This window comes from Candidatus Methylopumilus planktonicus (assembly GCF_006364715.1).
Taxonomy (GTDB): domain Bacteria; phylum Pseudomonadota; class Gammaproteobacteria; order Burkholderiales; family Methylophilaceae; genus Methylopumilus; species Methylopumilus planktonicus_A.
Map to the genome: position 1 here is coordinate 851,149 of NZ_CP040984.1, position 18,349 is coordinate 869,497.

At 33.8% G+C, this 18,349-nt stretch carries 24 protein-coding genes and 1 tRNA gene; 7 read left to right on the forward strand and 18 right to left on the reverse strand.

The window, feature by feature from the left end; all coding sequences use genetic code 11:
- Nucleotides 1-48 precede the first annotated feature (48 nt).
- From FIT63_RS04450 to FIT63_RS04465, 4 genes are all read right to left on the reverse strand, one after another.
- Nucleotides 49-528, reverse strand: a complete 480-nt coding sequence (locus tag FIT63_RS04450) for a ribonuclease H-like YkuK family protein (protein ID WP_140006739.1) — start codon at nt 526-528, stop codon at nt 49-51.
- A 40-nt stretch (nt 529-568) separates the two neighbouring features.
- Nucleotides 569-928, reverse strand: coding sequence for a nuclear transport factor 2 family protein (locus FIT63_RS04455; protein ID WP_140006740.1), 360 nt, complete (start codon nt 926-928; stop codon nt 569-571).
- A 93-nt stretch (nt 929-1,021) separates the two neighbouring features.
- Nucleotides 1,022-1,097, reverse strand: a tRNA-Arg gene (locus FIT63_RS04460).
- A 291-nt stretch (nt 1,098-1,388) separates the two neighbouring features.
- Complete coding sequence (locus FIT63_RS04465; RefSeq protein WP_140006741.1) at nt 1,389-1,748, reverse strand: hypothetical protein; 360 nt, start codon at nt 1,746-1,748, stop codon at nt 1,389-1,391.
- A gap of 424 nt (nt 1,749-2,172) precedes the next feature.
- On the opposite strand from FIT63_RS04465, the gene FIT63_RS04470 reads away from it, so the two are divergent.
- The 3 genes from FIT63_RS04470 to FIT63_RS04480 all read left to right on the forward strand — a co-directional run bounded on the left by FIT63_RS04470 (nt 2,173) and on the right by FIT63_RS04480 (nt 7,737).
- The gene (locus FIT63_RS04470; RefSeq protein WP_140006742.1) at nt 2,173-2,748 is read left to right on the forward strand and encodes a recombinase family protein; all 576 of its coding nucleotides are present in this window, start codon (nt 2,173-2,175) and stop codon (nt 2,746-2,748) included.
- Nucleotides 2,749-2,834: 86 nt separating this feature from the next.
- The gene (locus tag FIT63_RS04475) at nt 2,835-5,300 is read left to right on the forward strand and encodes a DEAD/DEAH box helicase family protein (protein ID WP_140006743.1); all 2,466 of its coding nucleotides are present in this window, start codon (nt 2,835-2,837) and stop codon (nt 5,298-5,300) included.
- The gene (locus FIT63_RS04480) at nt 5,290-7,737 is read left to right on the forward strand and encodes an N-6 DNA methylase (RefSeq protein ID WP_140006744.1); all 2,448 of its coding nucleotides are present in this window, start codon (nt 5,290-5,292) and stop codon (nt 7,735-7,737) included. Before FIT63_RS04475 ends, FIT63_RS04480 begins: the two co-directional genes overlap by 11 nt.
- A 22-nt stretch (nt 7,738-7,759) precedes the next feature.
- Here FIT63_RS04480 and FIT63_RS04485 read toward each other — a convergent pair whose 3' ends face one another.
- Entirely contained in the window at nt 7,760-8,011 is a 252-nt protein-coding gene (locus FIT63_RS04485) for a hypothetical protein (protein WP_140006745.1), read from the reverse strand.
- A 425-nt stretch (nt 8,012-8,436) separates the two neighbouring features.
- Nucleotides 8,437-9,438, reverse strand: a complete 1,002-nt coding sequence (locus FIT63_RS04490; protein WP_140006746.1) for a hypothetical protein — start codon at nt 9,436-9,438, stop codon at nt 8,437-8,439.
- 161 nt (nt 9,439-9,599) lie between these two features.
- Here FIT63_RS04490 and FIT63_RS04495 point away from each other — a divergent pair, with 161 nt between their 5' ends.
- The 4 genes from FIT63_RS04495 (at nt 9,600) to FIT63_RS06850 (ending at nt 11,340) form a co-directional block, all read left to right on the forward strand.
- On the forward strand, nt 9,600-9,941 hold the full coding sequence (locus tag FIT63_RS04495) for a helix-turn-helix domain-containing protein (protein WP_140006747.1): 342 nt from the start codon (nt 9,600-9,602) through the stop codon (nt 9,939-9,941).
- 4 nt (nt 9,942-9,945) lie between these two features.
- Nucleotides 9,946-10,590 (forward strand): hypothetical protein, encoded by a 645-nt coding sequence (locus FIT63_RS04500; protein ID WP_140006748.1) that lies wholly within the window; start codon nt 9,946-9,948, stop codon nt 10,588-10,590.
- 209 nt (nt 10,591-10,799) lie between these two features.
- Nucleotides 10,800-10,925 carry a hypothetical protein gene (locus FIT63_RS06890; protein WP_262982090.1) on the forward strand — a complete coding sequence of 42 codons (126 nt, stop codon included), beginning with the start codon at nt 10,800-10,802 and terminating at the stop codon, nt 10,923-10,925.
- A 244-nt stretch (nt 10,926-11,169) separates the two neighbouring features.
- Nucleotides 11,170-11,340, forward strand: a complete 171-nt coding sequence (locus tag FIT63_RS06850; RefSeq protein ID WP_189342264.1) for a hypothetical protein — start codon at nt 11,170-11,172, stop codon at nt 11,338-11,340.
- Between the two features lie 197 nt (nt 11,341-11,537).
- On the opposite strand, the gene FIT63_RS04505 is transcribed toward FIT63_RS06850, so the two are convergent.
- The 12 genes from FIT63_RS04505 to FIT63_RS04565 form a co-directional block, all read right to left on the reverse strand.
- Entirely contained in the window at nt 11,538-12,023 is a 486-nt protein-coding gene (locus tag FIT63_RS04505; RefSeq protein WP_140006749.1) for a hypothetical protein, read from the reverse strand.
- A 13-nt stretch (nt 12,024-12,036) separates the two neighbouring features.
- Nucleotides 12,037-12,639: a hypothetical protein gene (locus tag FIT63_RS04510; RefSeq protein WP_140006750.1), complete on the reverse strand. Its 603-nt coding sequence runs from the start codon at nt 12,637-12,639 to the stop codon at nt 12,037-12,039.
- A 3-nt stretch (nt 12,640-12,642) separates the two neighbouring features.
- Nucleotides 12,643-13,065 carry a DUF805 domain-containing protein gene (locus FIT63_RS04515; protein ID WP_140006751.1) on the reverse strand — a complete coding sequence of 141 codons (423 nt, stop codon included), beginning with the start codon at nt 13,063-13,065 and terminating at the stop codon, nt 12,643-12,645.
- A gap of 5 nt (nt 13,066-13,070) precedes the next feature.
- The gene (locus tag FIT63_RS04520; protein WP_140006752.1) at nt 13,071-13,445 is read right to left on the reverse strand and encodes a hypothetical protein; all 375 of its coding nucleotides are present in this window, start codon (nt 13,443-13,445) and stop codon (nt 13,071-13,073) included.
- Nucleotides 13,442-13,831 carry a surface-adhesin E family protein gene (locus tag FIT63_RS04525; protein WP_140006753.1) on the reverse strand — a complete coding sequence of 130 codons (390 nt, stop codon included), beginning with the start codon at nt 13,829-13,831 and terminating at the stop codon, nt 13,442-13,444. Before FIT63_RS04525 ends, FIT63_RS04520 begins: the two co-directional genes overlap by 4 nt.
- Nucleotides 13,828-14,232: a hypothetical protein gene (locus FIT63_RS04530; RefSeq protein ID WP_140006754.1), complete on the reverse strand. Its 405-nt coding sequence runs from the start codon at nt 14,230-14,232 to the stop codon at nt 13,828-13,830. Before FIT63_RS04530 ends, FIT63_RS04525 begins: the two co-directional genes overlap by 4 nt.
- Nucleotides 14,233-14,243: 11 nt before the next feature.
- Nucleotides 14,244-14,534, reverse strand: a complete 291-nt coding sequence (locus FIT63_RS04535; protein WP_140006755.1) for a hypothetical protein — start codon at nt 14,532-14,534, stop codon at nt 14,244-14,246.
- Between the two features lie 7 nt (nt 14,535-14,541).
- Nucleotides 14,542-14,889, reverse strand: a complete 348-nt coding sequence (locus FIT63_RS04540; protein ID WP_140006756.1) for a hypothetical protein — start codon at nt 14,887-14,889, stop codon at nt 14,542-14,544.
- Nucleotides 14,883-15,062 carry a hypothetical protein gene (locus FIT63_RS04545; protein WP_140006757.1) on the reverse strand — a complete coding sequence of 60 codons (180 nt, stop codon included), beginning with the start codon at nt 15,060-15,062 and terminating at the stop codon, nt 14,883-14,885. The genes FIT63_RS04540 and FIT63_RS04545 overlap by 7 nt, the downstream gene beginning before the upstream one ends.
- The gene (locus tag FIT63_RS04550; RefSeq protein ID WP_140006758.1) at nt 15,055-15,240 is read right to left on the reverse strand and encodes a helix-turn-helix transcriptional regulator; all 186 of its coding nucleotides are present in this window, start codon (nt 15,238-15,240) and stop codon (nt 15,055-15,057) included. The genes FIT63_RS04545 and FIT63_RS04550 overlap by 8 nt, the downstream gene beginning before the upstream one ends.
- 118 nt (nt 15,241-15,358) lie before the next feature.
- A complete protein-coding gene (locus tag FIT63_RS04555) occupies nt 15,359-16,570 on the reverse strand; it encodes a tyrosine-type recombinase/integrase (RefSeq protein ID WP_140006759.1) in 1,212 nt (403 codons plus the stop codon).
- A 158-nt stretch (nt 16,571-16,728) separates the two neighbouring features.
- Complete coding sequence (locus FIT63_RS04565; protein WP_140006760.1) at nt 16,729-18,183, reverse strand: M17 family metallopeptidase; 1,455 nt, start codon at nt 18,181-18,183, stop codon at nt 16,729-16,731.
- Nucleotides 18,184-18,349 lie beyond the last annotated feature (166 nt).

The following is an 18,349-nucleotide window of genomic DNA, read 5'->3' on the forward strand; positions in this document are numbered from 1 at the left end:
TAAATCTTATTCACCCAGCAGATATTGAAAAAGCATTACAAAGTTTTACTAACCGACCTTTAGGTTTCCAAACGTTTTAAATTTTCCTGCAGCATAAGAAGCTGCAAATGCATTTGGTTTGACCATTGGAATCACATTACATGTGCCACGAATATATCCGATAGCCTCATGAATGACGCAATTAGAACCAAACATTTCATCTGGATTAATATCGAGATGAACCTCTACTGTTCTGTCCTCTAATATATCGGCTAATTTAAGGTACAAGTCGGATACTTTATATACTTCGTTCATTAGCCTATAGCGGGGTTTACTCTTTTTTTGATCATAGTCTCTCTCGCGCAATACTTCACCAAAAATCTTGCATCCGTTATTGCCATTAATATGAACGACTATTGCCATGACATAATCTGCATACCAATCTTTTCCAATTCTAATTCTTTCAGAATCACACCCAATATAAATTTTTGACTCTAAAGTTTGTGTCTCAATAAAATCTCGAACTTCTTCTAAATTTATTTTTTTCATTATTTATTCAATAGTATTTAACAAATTATATTCTTATAATTTATGAATGAAGATGGAATATCTTGTTCATAATTTTCCACTCACCATCCACTTTTAGTATGGTGAAGAAATCAGTAAATTTGTGACCAGTCCAATTATCTGACTCTAATCGTACTGTTGCGATAGAGCCCTCAATATCCATATGTGCAATCTTAGTAACGATGTCAGATGCAGGTCCATTTTCATCATTCCAATCAAAAAGCTTTTGAATGGGTCCTGCAAATAAATCGGTTCCAATATAACCAAAAATAGTGGCATCTTTATGAAAAGCAGGTTTCATATCTTTACCCTTTCCAGATCTAGCACCATTAATATAGTGTTGGATTGTTGATTCAATTAATTTGAAATCATCATTATTCATTTAATCTTCCTTTTTTATCTCTCGATACTTAATCATATGTCTCTTTAACTTATTAATTTTAATAAATTTTGCTAACTACATCATTGATTTAATTGGCGCCCTCGACACGAATCGAACGTGTGACCCTCCCCTTAGGAGGGGGATGCTCTATCCACTGAGCTACGAGGGCATGATCTTACAAGCCTTGCTACATCTCATTCTCGGTTAATAATCATTTATACTACCAGCCGTCAAAATACACTAAAAATAGCCTTTAGTGTGATGGAATTGTGATGAAGATTTATTGCAAAAATTAGGATAATTGGGTTTGTCTAATGATTTTATAGTTGAGGAAAAAAAAGCCCACAGCAAAGTGGGCTTAAAAAGGAGCTTTATTATCTCTTAGAATTTATAACCTAAATCTAAAATACCAATGGTGTAACTGACAACTCGCCATCTAGACTTAATTATTTAAGACAGTTTAATTTACCCCACATTTATTTACTTTTAGAGCTTCATTGATTGTATCTAATTGTCCTTTCTGAGCCGCATATTTAGATGCCTGAACCTCATTGCCTTCTATAAAGAATGCAGCCGGAGCAAAAAGAAGCCAAGTAACAATCACAGTATTCATATCTGATTGTTGTGCTTTATCAACAGCTACTCCTGATGCAGCAACTTCAGTCAATAAAAGTCTTTGTTCTGTAATTAGTTCTGGGCATGTTAATTTAAGATAGGGAGCGATTGGGGGACGAACTGCATTAATTTCTGAAGCTTTCTTCGCTGTTGTGCAGCTTATAGACAAAATCGATAAAACAATTACAAGAATTCTCTTAAACATAGGGCTTCTCCTTATTAGTAAATAAGGATCAATTCTTATTTAAGTTGTTGAAATAACTTATCTTGACAAGTACTTTGGTCTCTAAAATATAAAAAAGTGACTACAATCCAATACACCATACACCTTAATGAGCATATAAAGCATTTTATTTCTTAATACCCCTTCCCATTGCGATGAAATTGCGATAATTCTAAAGACTTAAAAAAGCTGACCTCGCAGGACACAGATAAAATATGGCGCCCTCGACACGAATCGAACGTGTGACCCTCCCCTTAGGAGTAAGAATTAAATATACTTAAACTATTGATTTTATTGATTAAATTACTTAAGTAGTATAGTTTGTAGTATACAGTAACCCTTGCCTTTCCCTCCATTTTTGATACCTTCCAACCTCCTGAAATCCCCCACTAGAGGTGTTCACACTATGAACAAACGAGTTGCACTTTATGCACGAGTATCTACTGATAAACAGACCTGTGAGAATCAATTAAACGAGTTAAGAAGTATCGCAGAACGCATGCAATACATCATTGTAGACGAGTTTATTGATGAAGGCATATCAGGGGCAACATCAAGTCGCCCTGCACTAGACGCATTAATGAAGTCTGCAACACAAAGACGATTTGATATGGTCATATGTTGGTCTATTGATAGATTAGGTCGTTCACTTCAAAACTTAATAGAAATACTTAACGAACTGCAATCACTAAAAGTTGATTTGTTCTTTATGCAACAAGGCATGGATACATCAACAAGTGCAGGGAGAATGATGTTTAGTATCTTTGGAGCATTAGCAGAGTTTGAAAGAAATCTAATAAGAGAAAGAGTGATTGCAGGACAACAAAGAGCAATTTCTCAAGGGGTGAAGATGGGAAGACCTACAAAGATGAATGATGGTATGAAGAATGCAATTAAGTTACTTAGGGAACGAGGGATAGGAATTAAACAAATTGCAAGAGAATTAAAGATAGGAATTGGTACGGTTTATTCGGTGATGTAGGACATGCATTAAAAAGAAAAAAGTATTGAATTAATGACTTAAAATTGGACTATTATCTTGTTAACAGATATAACAATTCCAATAATATGTCCGAAGCAAATGCACGAATAATTATAGATAAATTACTGAGAGAATCCGACTGGATTCTCTCAGGTGATGATGGCATTGTTAATGTTGATACAGAGATGCAAAATCAAGCAGGTTTTGCTGATTATGTTCTCAAAGATTCCTCAGATTTTCCAATATGCATTATTGAGGCAAAGAAAGAAATTGTTTCCCCCCTTGTCGGTAAAGAACAAGCAAGAGGATATGCACAATCATTAAGTTGCCGATTCGTGATTCTCTCTAATGGTATTTCACACTACTTCTGGGATTTAGAACAAAGCAGTCCTATAGTTGTTGATATATTTCCTTCACAAAAACAACTTGAATTAAGAAAATTGAATTTTAATCCTCCAAGAACTGAAATCGAGGAAATTGGAAGTGATTATATTGCTCAAACACAATTTCCTAACTTTCACAATAATCCCGATTATCTTGATGCAAAAAAGAAAGATGACTTCCTAAGAAATAACAAACTTAGATTGCTTAGAGATTATCAAATTAATGCGATTAGAGCAGTCCAAAAAGGCATCGCAGAAGGTAAAGATAGATTCCTATTGGAAATGGCAACAGGAACAGGCAAAACACTTACATCTTCAGCAATCATCAAAATGTTCTTGCGACTTTATAAAGTTAAAAGAGTTCTATTCCTAGTAGACCGCATCGAACTAGAGTCACAAGCACAAAAAGAATTTGATGATGTATTGAAAAATGATTTCAGAACTGTTGTATGGAAAGAGAATCAGTCAGACTGGACTAAGGCAGAGATAGTTGTCTCTACTGTTCAATCTTTTGTTAGTAAAAATAAATATAGAAAAGTTTTTAGACCTGACCATTTTGATTTAGTAATATCTGATGAAGCACATCGCTCACTGGGAGCAAGAAGCAGAAAGGTATTTGAATATTTTATTGGTTTTAAATTGGGTCTTACTGCTACACCTAAAGACTACTTAAAGTCAGTTGATGTCGAGAGAATTGGAGAAACAGATCCACGACAACTTGAAAATCGCATGATGTTGGATACCTATACAACTTTTGGTTGTGATAGTGGTGAACCTACATTTAGATACTCTCTTGCAGATGGAGTAAAAGAAGGATATTTGGTTAATCCAAAAGTTATTGATGCAAGAACTGCAATTACAACCGAACTACTTTCTGAACAAGGTTTTGTATTTCAAGGGGTGGATGATGAGGGCAATGACTTCGAAGAAACTTACTCACAAAAAGATTTTGAGAGGTCATTTTTTTCTGACAATACAAATGCAATCTTTTGTGAAACCTTTTTGAAACACGCAAAAAGAGATCCATATACTAATGAAATAGGGAAAACACTAGTCTTTTGTGTGTCTCAGATTCATGCTTCTAAAGTTACTCAAATTCTTAATGTATTATCTGACAAACTCTTCCCAAGACAATACAACTCCGATTTTGCAGTTCAAGTTACATCTAATGTAGATAATGCACAAAGAATGACTATTGATTTTCGAAATAACGGATTAAATGGTCAGTCAAAATTGAATGCCAACTACCGTTCATCAAAAACAAGAGTATGCGTAACAGTTGGAATGATGACAACGGGATATGACTGCACAGACATACTTAATATTTGCATGATGAGACCCGTTTACACACCAAGCGAGTTTATTCAAATGAAAGGGCGGGGAACTAGGAGGTGTGACTTTACTCAGTCTTGGATTACACGGTCTGAAATACCAGATGAAATTGAATCTCAAAAGAATGAATTTTTACTCTTTGACTTCTTTGGAAATTATGATTTCTTTGAGAAAGATTTTGATTATGATGAGATTCTTAAACTACCATTAGCACCAACAGGTTTAATTCAGAATCCAGTTGATGCGATTGATATAGATGAAGTAATCAGCACAATTGCAGACCCTCTTACTCAACTAAAAGAAATTCTTATCTCAGAAAAAGGGATGAGAGTTGATAGGGATTTATACCCTGCTTTTAGAAAACAAATTGCGGAAAACAAAATAATTCAAGATTTAGTAAAAGAACATAACTTTAAAGATGCAGAAATTTATCTAAAAGAGAATATTCTTGATAAACCACAAAAGTTCTTCACTTTAGAAAAACTAAGAAAATCATTAGGAGTGGATAGAAATTTAACTGTGTCAGAGTTGCTTCTTCATGCATTGGGACATATCGAAAAGATTAAATCTAAAAAAGAATGTTTAGATGAAGAATTTGACAAATTAGATAGAGCATTACATCCTAGTGATGCAGTCTATAACGATGTACGTCAATTCTTTGAAGCATATACAGTGGATGATGAATACAGAGAAATTATTGATAGTAAGGAGTTTGCTAAGTTGAAAGTCCACCCATCTGGCGAAGTATTTAGCAAACTTACACCCGAATTACGTCAAACAATCCCCTTGTATATTAAAAAAAATGTAAATTTGGAAAGATTGAGTAATGTTAGATAGCATCACCAAGAAGAGAATTGATGATTTAAGAAATATTCTTGTTGGCAAAATTCCAAGTCCGCAGAGTCAAATAGAACAAATTACTACCGGTCTAATTTACAAATTCATGTATGACATGGATCAAGAAGCAGTAGAGATGGGTGGTGTTCCCTCTTTCTTCGTGAATGATTTTGAAAAATACTCATGGAAAAATCTATTTGATCCCAAACGGAGTGGTGTTCAAAAAGTACAGTTGTATGGAGATGCAATTGAACATATGTATACAAACCCTACTGCACCTCAATTATTCAGAGAGATTTTTAAAAATTCATTTTTGCCATTCAAAGATCCTGCAACTTTGAATATGTTTCTTAAAGAAATTAATGAATTTCACTATTCTCATTCTGAAAAGTTAGGTGATGCGTTTGAGTACCTGCTCTCTTTTATGGGTTCTCAAGGCGATGCTGGTCAATTCAGGACACCAAGACATATCATTGATTTTGTAGTTGAAATTGTTAATCCACAAAAGGACGAGAGCATTCTTGATCCTGCGTGTGGAACAGCAGGATTTTTAATCTCCTCTTACAAGCACGTTCTTAATCAAAATACTAATAAGAAATTAGGCGACAAACTAACAGCATCAGATAGAAAACGAATTGGCGAGAACTTAGTTGGTTACGACATATCGCCTGATATGACTCGTATATCACTAGTAAATATGTACCTTCACCAATTTGCCAGTCCACTAATCCATGAATATGACACTCTTTCCTCTGAAGATAGATGGAACGAATACTATGACGTGATCCTAGCAAATCCACCATTCTTTTCGCCCACTGGAGGCATTCAACCACACTCAAGATTTGGCGTGCAATCAACCAGAGCAGAAGTTTTGTTTATTGATTACATCATGGAGCATCTCAAACCCAACGGGCGAGCAGGCATTATCGTTCCAGAAGGCATACTTTTTCAGGTTGGCAATGCTTACAAAGCATTAAGGAAAAAACTGATTGAAGATTCACTAATTGGAGTCATTTCACTTCCATCGGGAATATTTCAACCTTACTCAGGTGTGAAGACATCGATTCTTATCTTAAATAAAGAAAAGAACAAAAATACTGATCATATTTTTTTCGTAAAAATAGATAATGACGGTTTCGGTCTTGGCGCTCAGAGAAACCCGATTGAAAAGAACGACATTCCTGAAGTGCTGGAATGTTTATTCTCTGATACCCCATCTGAAAAAATAAAATACATATCTAAAGACGAGTTACTTAAATCCCCAATCATTTCATTAACTGGCAATTCAAATATAAAAGAAGATGTTCAGTCAGATTTTAATTTGGCAAAACTTAGCGAAGTCACTAATATTAAAAATGGATTTGCGTTTAAGAGTGATTTATATCAACCTGAAGGATATAGGGTAATTAGAATTACTAACGTGCAAACTGGGCAAATTGAAGATTCAGATCCTAGATTTCATCCTAAACTTAATATCACGGAACATGGAAAGTATGAACTTTCCGCAGGAGACATTCTAATTTCATTAACGGGGAATGTTGGAAGAGTTGGAAGGGTAACTTCAGACCTCTTGCCTGCATATCTCAATCAACGTGTGGGCATGATTCAGTCATCTGACATAAATGTTATTTCAAATGACTTTTTATTTTGGATTTTAAATAATAAAAAATTTGAGCATGATTGCATCAGAAATTCTTCAGGAGTGGCGCAAAAAAATCTATCCACCAACTGGATAAAAGACTATCAAATTCCTATTCCAAGTTTAGAGACTCAAGACCAAATTGTAAAAGAATTACAGGACTATCAAAAAATTATTGACGGTTCAAAACAAATAGTTGATAACTTTAAACCAAGTATTTCCATTGATCCAAGTTGGAAAAAATTACGACTAAGCGACCTCGGAGAAACAAAATCTGGTGGAACACCCTCAAGAACTAATTTGGATTATTGGGATGGTGAAATACCATGGTACTCATCAGGAGAGTTAAACAACCTTTATACAGAGAACTCTATAGAATCAATTAGTGAGCGTGGTTTAAATAATTCAAATTGCAAACTATTTCCAAAGGGTTCTTTGCTAATTGGAATGTATGACACAGCAGCATTTAAGATGTCTATTCTTGATCGTGATGGAACCTTTAATCAGGCAATTTATGGCATCACCCCAAATGAAATGATTACTGTTAATTTTCTTTACCTATTCTTAATGACTGAAAAAGAAAAGTACCTAAATGATCGTGTTGGGGTAAGGCAGAGAAATTTAAGTAAGACCTACATCGACCATATAGAGGTATCGCTCCCCTCTATGAATGAGCAAACTTTGATCGTTGAGAAGTATTTAGATGAACTTACCACCGTAAACGGTTGTAAGAAACTTATAAAGATTTATTCTGAAAAAATTCAATCTAAGATTGATACGCTATGGGATAAGAGTTAACACCATTAATTTAGGTATCATTTTAAAAATCATCAATATTATTCGGAATAAAATAGGGGTGTGGTTCTTGTTTCAAACGATATTCATCGAATTCATTCTTTAGTAATGCATCGACTGCATTATTGAGTGTGAAAGGCAAACTTCCCAATCTTCCTAACCCCAATCTCGTATCTAAATAAAAACATCGAGGGCATTCTGTAAATAGTTGAACTTTAGTTCTACTCATTTTGAAGAGTTCAGTTTGATTTTTTTCATATAGTTTATTTTTTGCCATAATTTTCTCTTTTTTATTTTTTATCTTTTTTTATTTAATTTAAATGTAATTTACATAATTTTTTCATGTAATCAACGATTTAATAGAATATTGAATAATCATAAAAAGAGATTACTGTGTGGACATCGTTGATTTGATTCGATTGCAGGGCGATTCTTAAGAAACTTATGAATAAAAGAGATGCAGAACTTGCCTGTAAATGAAAAAACACCCCTTGAGGGGGTGTTTTAGTTAACTGAGGATTAAATTTTATGTCGAAATAAAATTTATTAGGTGTGGTTCTTAGGAGTTATCCTCATAATTAGTATAGTAGTAATTCAAAGTATGTTCAACATATATCAAGTTTCTGAACCCTTAAATTACCCTCAAAATCTAGTCTATAACACTCATTAAATCGTTAGTGAATAAATCAGACTTTCTGAACCCTATCTTAAATTAGGGAACTTACCACTTTCGGCACTTTTGATGAGTTTCTCAGCGTCTCTAAAATATCTACTCATTGTTGCATCTATCTTATTTCGTTTGGCATCGAAATCAGTAGAGTATGACTTTTTAGGAGCAAATTCTCGTTCGAAGTCATAAATATTTGTCGTGTATATATTCTTTTGTCTTGACTGAATAAAGTCTTTCTTTCTTTTTAACCGACCTAACCTCACATTATTTTTATCTTCTCTTCTTTTTTTCTCATCATCAGGATTAATTAGAGAATCATCATTTTTAAAGAGTGAAATATTATGTTTATGTCTTAATTCCCATGCAATATGCCAATAAGGTTTTTTGTCATTACGATTTGTTTTATTTTTTTCAGATTTAACTAGATAGTAGACTGCAAGAGTTTTCTCTAAACGACCAAAATCAACTCTTCCTGAGACTTTATATTTAGCAGTTGATGTGATTTCAGTTTTCCTTTTACCTCTTTGACCTTTATGTCTTTTATTTACTAACTCATAAACAAGACGGGCAATATCTCGCTGAGAAAATGAAAGAGGTATCTGAATATTCATAAACTCTTCATCTAAATGCAGTTGGTCTATATGAGTAATTTCAGTAATTTTATGTTCAGGTGATTGTTCTGCAAACAAAAATGCACCCCTATCACTCTCACGCCACCATTGACGAAATGTTTTTATGTGAACATTTCCAAAGTCCTTGTAGAGTTTCTTTAAGTCAGTAGAACCTTCCTTACCCTCCGAATCACAGACTTTCTTGTATTTCGTGCTTTGTTTAAGAAATTCATACCAATAGACATAGACATTATCTCTTCTGATAGATGATTGTTTGATGTTCCACCAATCCAACTCTTGTCGTTCTTCATCTTTTGATAGATTTCGTCTGACTAATTTTCCATTCACATTCTTGAATCGCTGAAATTCAGGAGGTGTATTGATGAAATGCCTCTTGCCTAACCATACTTTTGTTGTATTCATAGATTTATCTTAACAAGTAAATTACTCTAATTCAAATGATAATTATAAAGAAATTAACAACTCCGTATAGTGGTATATATGGATTGATAAGAGTGCAGTCGATTCACGAAATACTTTGAATGCACTTATTTTTAATGCACATAAGTGCAGAAAGAAAAATTATGTTAAAAGAAGTTGAATTAAATAATAGTAAAAAAGAAGAAGAATCACCAGTGCAAGTTTCTGTTTTCATCAGTGGGGATTATGATGGGAAAATGGGTAAAAAAAAGTATCCAATGCCAGAGAATTACTTGAGTGAAAGTGAACTTCCAAAACCACTTATAGAATTATCCAAGAAGAATGGTTGGACTAATGAAAATGGTAATGTTTACTTTGACACTAAATGGCAACCTGCACCATTTTTTGATAAAGAAAAAAACATTACTTGGATTCTTGCAAATAACAGCACACCTAAAGAAGACCTCTTAATAATGATGACAAGTGCATTACAGCAAGAGAAATAAAATTATGCAAACATCTCTAATTTCTAAAAACAAAGTCTTAATTGATGAATATGTGAGTTCTTATTTTGAACTCACAAAAAAATCTATCAGAAATACACTATCCCTTGCAAAGATTGTGTATGAAGTCAAAGATAAGTATGAATACAGTCAAATTGATGAAGAAGATTTCAAATATTTCTGTAAACAAATTCAAGTCAATGACGAAAGTTCACAGTTTAGAAAGTATCTCTGTATTGCAAAGTCTGCAAATAAGATTGAAGAACATCTTGATAAGTTTCCAACTGCGATGTCTGTTGTGTATAAGATTATCTCTTTACCTCCAGACGACTTTGATGAACTGATTCAGACAAATCTTTTAACTCCTGACTTAACTCTTAAAAAGTTAAATCACTTTTTTCCTTCAACGAAACAGTTAAAGAGCAACTCTCATCAGCAAGTCATAATTGATGAAAGTGACCTGCGAATTGATATTACTTTTGATAGCAAGAATAAATCTCTATCAAAAGAGATGAAAGATACAATTTCTTTCAAAATCTTTAATTGTCTTGAGAGTGTTCAAGACAATTTTTATCATTTTGATGAAGTCTCTGTCTATGTAAATAGTGAATACAAACATTCAAGAAAGTATGCAAATAAGAATGTTTTATAAATTTTACAAGACTAAATCGTCGAGATTGAAAGAAGACTTATCTTTTTACTTCTTCTGTAACTTTCCCGTCCAAGATGCATACTCTGACTTTGCATCTTATTGGAAACTACGCAAAAGTTGGTTAAGAGGTAAGAAGATATATGCAAGTCTTACTGATGATGAGAGGAGGCACCTAGAAAGATATCTTCCTAAGTAACTTTGTTCACAGTATGAACAAATACAAGACAGACCCTAGAAGTCTGTCTTTTTTTATGCCTAAAACAGGCAATAATGAGGTCAAAACAGGCAAATATGCGACTAAATCTCGTTTTATGACTATAAAACCTTATAAGTAACGGTGTCCGGTTTGAATGAAGTTAAAGACCTTTAAGACCTTAACCAATAACCTTCCTAATAGAATCCATGAACGAAGTGAATACTTGAACGCTAGTTCAAGTTACTCCTTACCAAGTTAGGTTTCCAAACAAGACAGATAGAGAACAACAACTGAAATGTATAAATACATCATATGTAACATTATGGTGATGCAACTGACCTGTAGTGAAACCACCTAACCACCTGCTGATAAAGAGAGAAGAAATGAACACAAGTAACCCTAAAGAACAGTCTATTCATATCAAGATACCTACCGAACTGAAGAAACAACTACATGAAGTTGCATCGTCCTATTCAACTTCACCTTCCCAGATTGCCCGATATCTCATAACAACGAATATCAATGGGATTATGAAGAACAGAATGTATTCTTGATGTCTTGTTTGGAAACCACCTCCAAGACCATCCAACGAAAGATACTCCTATGACGAATAAGAACATTATCCTGACCTTAAAGTTGTCTCCAAACACTAAACCGACCATCTCCAATGCTGATTTAACGAAGTTTGTGAATCAAGTGAAGGGATTGCTAAGAAAAGGTGATTTAGTGGTGGAGGTGAGAAAGAATTGAGTTAGTCACAATCCAATATTACACCTATTTTTCTACATAGTTTAGTTTCACCATTAATAATCATTATGTTCGGTTCATTCTCATTATTGCGATTTCTAGGTGGAAGCATTTTGTTATTTTTATAAGCAGAGTAAGTAAACCATTTTTGAAGACTTTGAAATTCATAAATGGAGTATTTGTAATTATTAAAACTAATAATTGAATCTTCTTTTAAATTAACCAAATTATTTGAATCAACCTTGAAGCAAAAATTATTTAGTGACTTACTTGGTTCTAAGGAAAAACTTAAAGGTAACCTTATTGCTTGACGATAGTCTGAAGAACAATGTTTAGTTTTGTTATCTGTAAGAATTAATAAACTTTTATTGCTAGGTTCTACATAAATTAAATCAGTTACCGTAAAATCAGACCATCCATATATTTTATTCGTCTCGCAATAACTACACAAAGGTATAACTAATAAGGATATAAGTATTAGTTTTTTCATTTAATTAATCAAATCAAACTTTAATTTCATCAGGATTTTTATTTCGTGTTTTTGGTAACTTCACATCCTGTAATAGATTATCTAATTTATTCCAGAATTTAAGAGACCCTATCTTAACTGCACTAGGGGGAGCAATTTTGCCAGACTTAATGCCCATTCTTTTATATTCTGGATAATCAATTTCATACTCAAGTAATATGAATGTCTTCATGGCAATAGGTTTAACAGTAATCTTTACAGTTACAATTTGGTCTTTAGGGTCCTCAGGCATATAAAACATCCACCCACCTATATCTCTAACCCTTGGTTGTTCATATTCTCTTACCTGTAACCATTCCTCTTTAGTTAAAGGTGTTGGTGCTGACGCCTGACCTATAATCAAACCTTTTTCAAAATCAGCAACTATTACAGGCATACCTAATTCAACCATTGCCTTTTTAATTTGGGAAAAGGTATTTAAGTAAGGTGCATCAATAACTTTAGAACGATATAAATCTTCATGTTTTTGATACTCTAATAACCATACCCTATCAATCTCAGCAAACTTATCATTAATTTCAGGGATAGTCATACAAGAAGTAAGAAAAAGAAACAATACAGAAATAAATTTCATCATAATCTAATCACTCTCACTCACTATTATTGTTGAATAAGTCACTACCACTAACAAAATTACTATGAAAATTAAATGACCATATTCATATGTGTCATAAAACGACTTAATAAGTAAATATGAAGATGCTAATAGGAATGGAATAAAAGCAAAGTAAGGGTTAACTTTAATATCATTCAATCTTCGTGCAACAAGAGAGTGAATCTGAATAAATGCAAATAATATTGCAATCAGAATATAGGAATAACTGATAACAGATAAATCCATATCTCTTAAATAGTTTGCATATGAGTTGAATTTAATAAAAATAAATACATTTAGTGCAAAGAAAAGACCACTTACCGCTAATCCAACGAAGAACTCAAAACGATTGATTCTTGACTTGAAGTCGATCCATTTTTTAAATGAAGAGCGAGTGTAGTTAATCAATTCCTTCATTGTTGCGGGTACTCAAAGTCACCTGTTGACCAGTTCATTTCCGGTTTTGCCCCTGGATTTACATATTGAAACTCACCTGTGTAGGGATTCATCTGCATCTTTGCATCAGGATGAACAGTTTCATATTTATTGTTCATGTAATCATATTTCTGTTTATATTCTTTAGGTGCCATGTCAAATTCACCTGAATAGGGATTTAATCGTATCTGTGAATCAGGTTTGACATACTTATACTCATCTTTCATATAGTTATATTTCAAAACAGAGTCAGGTGTAGTTGTTTCATGTTTACCTGTCATGGGATTAAATTTTTGTTGGGCGAAAACATTACATGCAAAGAAAAGTGATAGAAGTAGTGGGATGAGTTTCATTTTTTACACACGAGTTTCATCAAGACTGCACCAATTGAATCGGGGACTATGTTTTCTATTTTTGGATTTGGGTTCATTGAATCAGTCATACTCCCTTTAAGATCCGTTTTTGAAAATGCTTTGAATTCAAGAATCTCACGGGTCTTATTTACACAATCAATTTCATACAAAACCCTCGCCGATGCCATTTTTGTGATTTTTACTAATTCACCGTCTTGTGAAAAATTTGCATAATGCATTACCTTTACTTTATCCCCATTTTGTTTGATGGAAGAATTGTCGTAATAATGCTTTCCCCCTGACTTTGATATATCGTAAAACTTCCACTCCGCATACACATTAGTAGTGATGAGGAGTAGTGAAAGGATTGTGGTTAGGAGTTTCATAGTTTTAGTTGAATTAAATTTATTACTGTTATTAATCTCTCTTGAAAAGTACCCTTATACCTTTTGTCATCATCACGATAAATAACTTTTATCGCATCATCATTTGTAATTAATCCATTAGAGGGCATCCATTTAGCGATTTCTAATAAAGGCAATGTCCTATTCTCAAAAAATATGCAACGAAAATAATATCTAAAATATCTATTGTCTTTTGATTTCTTAACTGTTTTAAGACTTGTAAAATTTTGCACTTGTATGAAATATCCCGCTTTCATTGATTCATATCTTTTCTTTTTAAGCATAATTTTAATAGGATATTTTGCAGAATCTAATTTAGTTACCTTGCAAGCATTCTCATAAATTTTTGAAAGATGACTTTTTGTTTGTAAATTTTTTGACATATCTTTAACTCCTAAATTGCTTCAATCAGTTTAGACCTAAAGTCTTGACCGATTCTGTAATACAACAAATCTGTTTTTGCAGGACTTAAGTCTCTAAATGCAAGTGTGGGAAATATAGGTGCTTCATCTGCAAGAGACATCTCAATAATGTCACCGTTAAGTCGCATAATGAAGTCTGATTTGTTGAAGTGATAAACTTTAGGTTTATCTGTTAAATGCACTTTATGAATCAAGTGCAAAAGATAAGGTAATAACCTCTTAAAGTCTTGAATATCTTTTTTTTGTTTATCTACAAATCGCATAACTAATTTATTTCTTCCTCAAATACGCAGGTTCATCATAATTCGGTGCAGATAGCATTCCCACATCTATATGTGGTTTTCTTGTTTGTGGTATCTCATCATGCCTTACTTTAATTGCAACACAATGATTAAACTTAATTGCATGTGCAAGTTCAACATTCGTTTCAATTAAGAATACTTCTTTCTCACACTCGTGACAGTATTTGATATTCTTTTCTTTGCGTTTGAGTAATTCTTCCCACTTCTGATTACACTTAAATCCAAAAGAACAATTACGAATATCAATATATGACTTTGCGTCTTCCCAGAAGTCAGTTTGTGATAAGTCTACTTTGATTTGTTTCTTTTTTACCATTGATGACCACACTTAAAACACTTATGTGTCGGTTTTTCATCGCCGATAATACATCCTCCCAATTCAACATCTTTCTTAAACCAAGATTGCAGAGTGTCTTCTGAAGGATACCCATAAAGAATATCTACACCTTCTTTGTCGTGACATTCAGGACATGTGTATTTCTTATTCATTTTCTCTTTGTTTTATCCAGTCTTCTATGACACTTAATCGCCAGACTGCAGTTTGTTCACTTATTTTGAAGTTCTTAGGAAACTTACCTTTACTCATTAATAAGTAGATGTTTGCTCTACTCATTGATACGATTTTGATGAGTTCTCGCATTCTTACAAGTCTGTCTATGTCTTTCATATACTCCTCCGTTTTTAGATGAAATTCAATCGGAGGATACGATTTTTATTTGGGGATTACAGTAGATATTTGTGCGATTTTTGAACTACTTTGGAACGATTTGGTGTAAGGGATAAGACTATCTTTTAACTCTCATAGATTGTAATTTATCGACATTCATCTCAGCAGAGAGGGGTTTTGCATAAAATCTCTCAATCATATCGACAGAAGTTCTTGCATTACGAGCAAGTGTAAGAAGGTCTATATGATCCCCCTTTGTGAGTCTTAACATAATTGCAGTATGCCGAAGAGAGTATAAAGTTCTAGGTTCGCCTGATGATGAGTTCTTTAAATCTGCATACTTCAATATTTCATTAAACTGACTACTCATAATCTTCATCGCACGGTCTCTATTTTTGATATGAGGTAAAAATAGATAATCATCTTTCTTAACTTCTCCATGAAACTTTACAATGTCTTTGAAGATGTCTATTGCAAACTCCATTGAGACGATAGGAAGATTTTCAGTCTTTGATTGTTCTGTCGTAATTCTTAAGTATCTTTGTTCATTTTCTACAATTTCTATATTTCTATGTTTTAGATTTCTAAGGTCACTCGGTCTTAAAAAAGTATTCACCATGAAAGTGACAAGATAAGACATCTCTTTTGTTATGACCTGCCCTTTTACTGTATGTCGACTGTCTATTAACTCTTGCAGTTTCTTTCTCAAATAGTCATATTCTTTGATACTGAACCAACCTCTCGGCGAATCACTCAATTTAATAGAAGGCATCATAGGCATACGGTCTATAAGACTCTCTCGCATCGCAAGTTTAAGAATCTTACTTAATAGATTTGTATGTTTCTTTAGACTGCCGGGAGATAGATTGTGATTTTTATTACATTCTGCAAGATACACATTGATGTGTTTGTATGAAATTGTTCTTATATCCATACCTTTAAAAAATGGATTTAAATGTTTTTTCAGTATCGTTTCATCATTTGCATTAAGTTTTCTATTAAGTTCACCTCTGTCAATCTTCTGTTTCTGTTCTGAAAGTAACTCTAATGAACATCTCTCAAAACTTGGAGATGAACCGATAGGCATTAAATTGCGTTCTCTTAAAAGAATATCTTCATAAAACTTGATTGCAAATTTAATGGCATCTTTTTGATTGTCAGTTTTAGTTGATTTTTTAATGATGCGTTTTTGAGTGTAATAACGCACCCACCAAAAAGGTGATGCACTAATTTTGAAGATGACTAATTTATCAGGATAACCTTTACCAATTCTAGTAATGGAATCTTGGAGAGGGACGGTTCTATGACGATTAGTTTTGAGTTGAATCATACTGAATATTATAACCAAAAGTGGTATACATTTGACTATACTACAAAAAAAGACTACTATTCAGTAAATATGGCGCCCTCGACAGGAGTTGAACCTGTGACCCTCCCCTTAGGAGAGGGATGCTCTATCCACTGAGCTACGAGGGTAAAATTTAAAGATTACTTTTGTAAAACTTTTTTCAAAACCTGAATACCAAAACCCACACCAAATCCATTCACTTCACTTAACGCCGCCCCAAGACCACCCTTTCGATTGCTGGAGGAGAGATCGGTATGTAACCAAGGCACATCGTTTTCAATAAAACGATTTAAGAAGCGCGCGGCATGAATATGATCCGCACCGCCTTCAAGTGTGCACTGCTTAATGTCTGCAATGCCACTTTCAAGATCTTCTTCGTAATCCTGATCAAATGGGAATGCTGCAATGCGCTCTCCTGATTCGCTTCCAGCTCCTACTGCTAAGCAGGATAATTCAGGTCGATTAGATATCACACCACTGTAACGATCGCCTAATGCTGTCGCCATACTACCTGTGAGTGTTGCAAAATCGATCATCATGTCAGGCTTCAAACGGGAGGCTAGGGTTAATGTGTCGGCTAAGACCATGCGGCCTTCCGCATCGGTATGAATAATTTCGATGCTCGTACCATTAAGAGACTTCACGACATCATTTTGTTTATAAGCTTTAGGTCCAATATGATTTTGCGCAATGGCTAACCAGCAATCAATTTGAACTGGAAGTTTTAAGAGGGTAGCTGCCAATAAAATACCAAGGGATACTGCAGAGCCATTCATATCCTCATGCATGCCATGCATATAACGCGCTGGCTTTAAATTATGTCCACCTGTGTCAAAACAAATGCCTTTACCAATGACTGCAATTTTTTTCTTAATTTGTTTGGGCTTATAAGTGAGATGCACAATTGCAGCATCTTGAGGCTCAGAACCTTGCCCCACTGCCACAAAAGTGCCTGCGCCCATCTTTTTTAGTTTCGCCATATCAAACTCTTCAATCTTCCAGCCATGCGACTTCGCGAGTGACTTAATTTTTGTGCGATAGATGGAGGGGGTAAGGTCGTTAGGTGGCAACATCGTCAATTCACGTGTCAACGTATTGCCAGTCACTATAGCCATTTCATCTTTAAATTTATCTTTAACTTCGATACCAAATAACTCAATAGACTTGATGTTTTTTTTAATGCTTTCTTTTTTTCGAGTGGGTAATTTTTGACTATTCATAAGCGCTACATAGATAGCAGCCCGTGCATTAATTTCTTTGGAGTGCTCGTCGCCAAATATACCAATAACAAGTGTTTCAGGGTTTTCTTCAATTAAGGGCTGGAGTGCTTTTCGAATTAAAGTGTGACGCTGAAAGGTGTTATTTTTTTTGTCTAAGACAACAAAACTCAACAAGCGACCATCCTGGACCTCAATAGTGACGGGTTCTTTAGTGAGGCTCGCCATTTTTTTATGGGTACGTTTTAGTTTTCGATCAAGCTCTTTTATAAAAGGAAATGTCTTTAATGTCGCATCACTTAAAACACAAAGAAAATGAGACCCTTTGATGTTTTTTTCTGTCACCTCACTTCTTTTTTGTACAATTTGAATTGTCATAAGCCTGAACCCTTAAATATATGTCCTATAAAAAAATATCAATAAAATCAATAGAATATTGCTTTTTCTCACACTTTTAACTTACTTTTTTACTTGACCCAAACGCTTAAAAACGCCAAACTTGAAGCTATATGAGTTCATTCAATGCGTTATCGCTCACAAAATT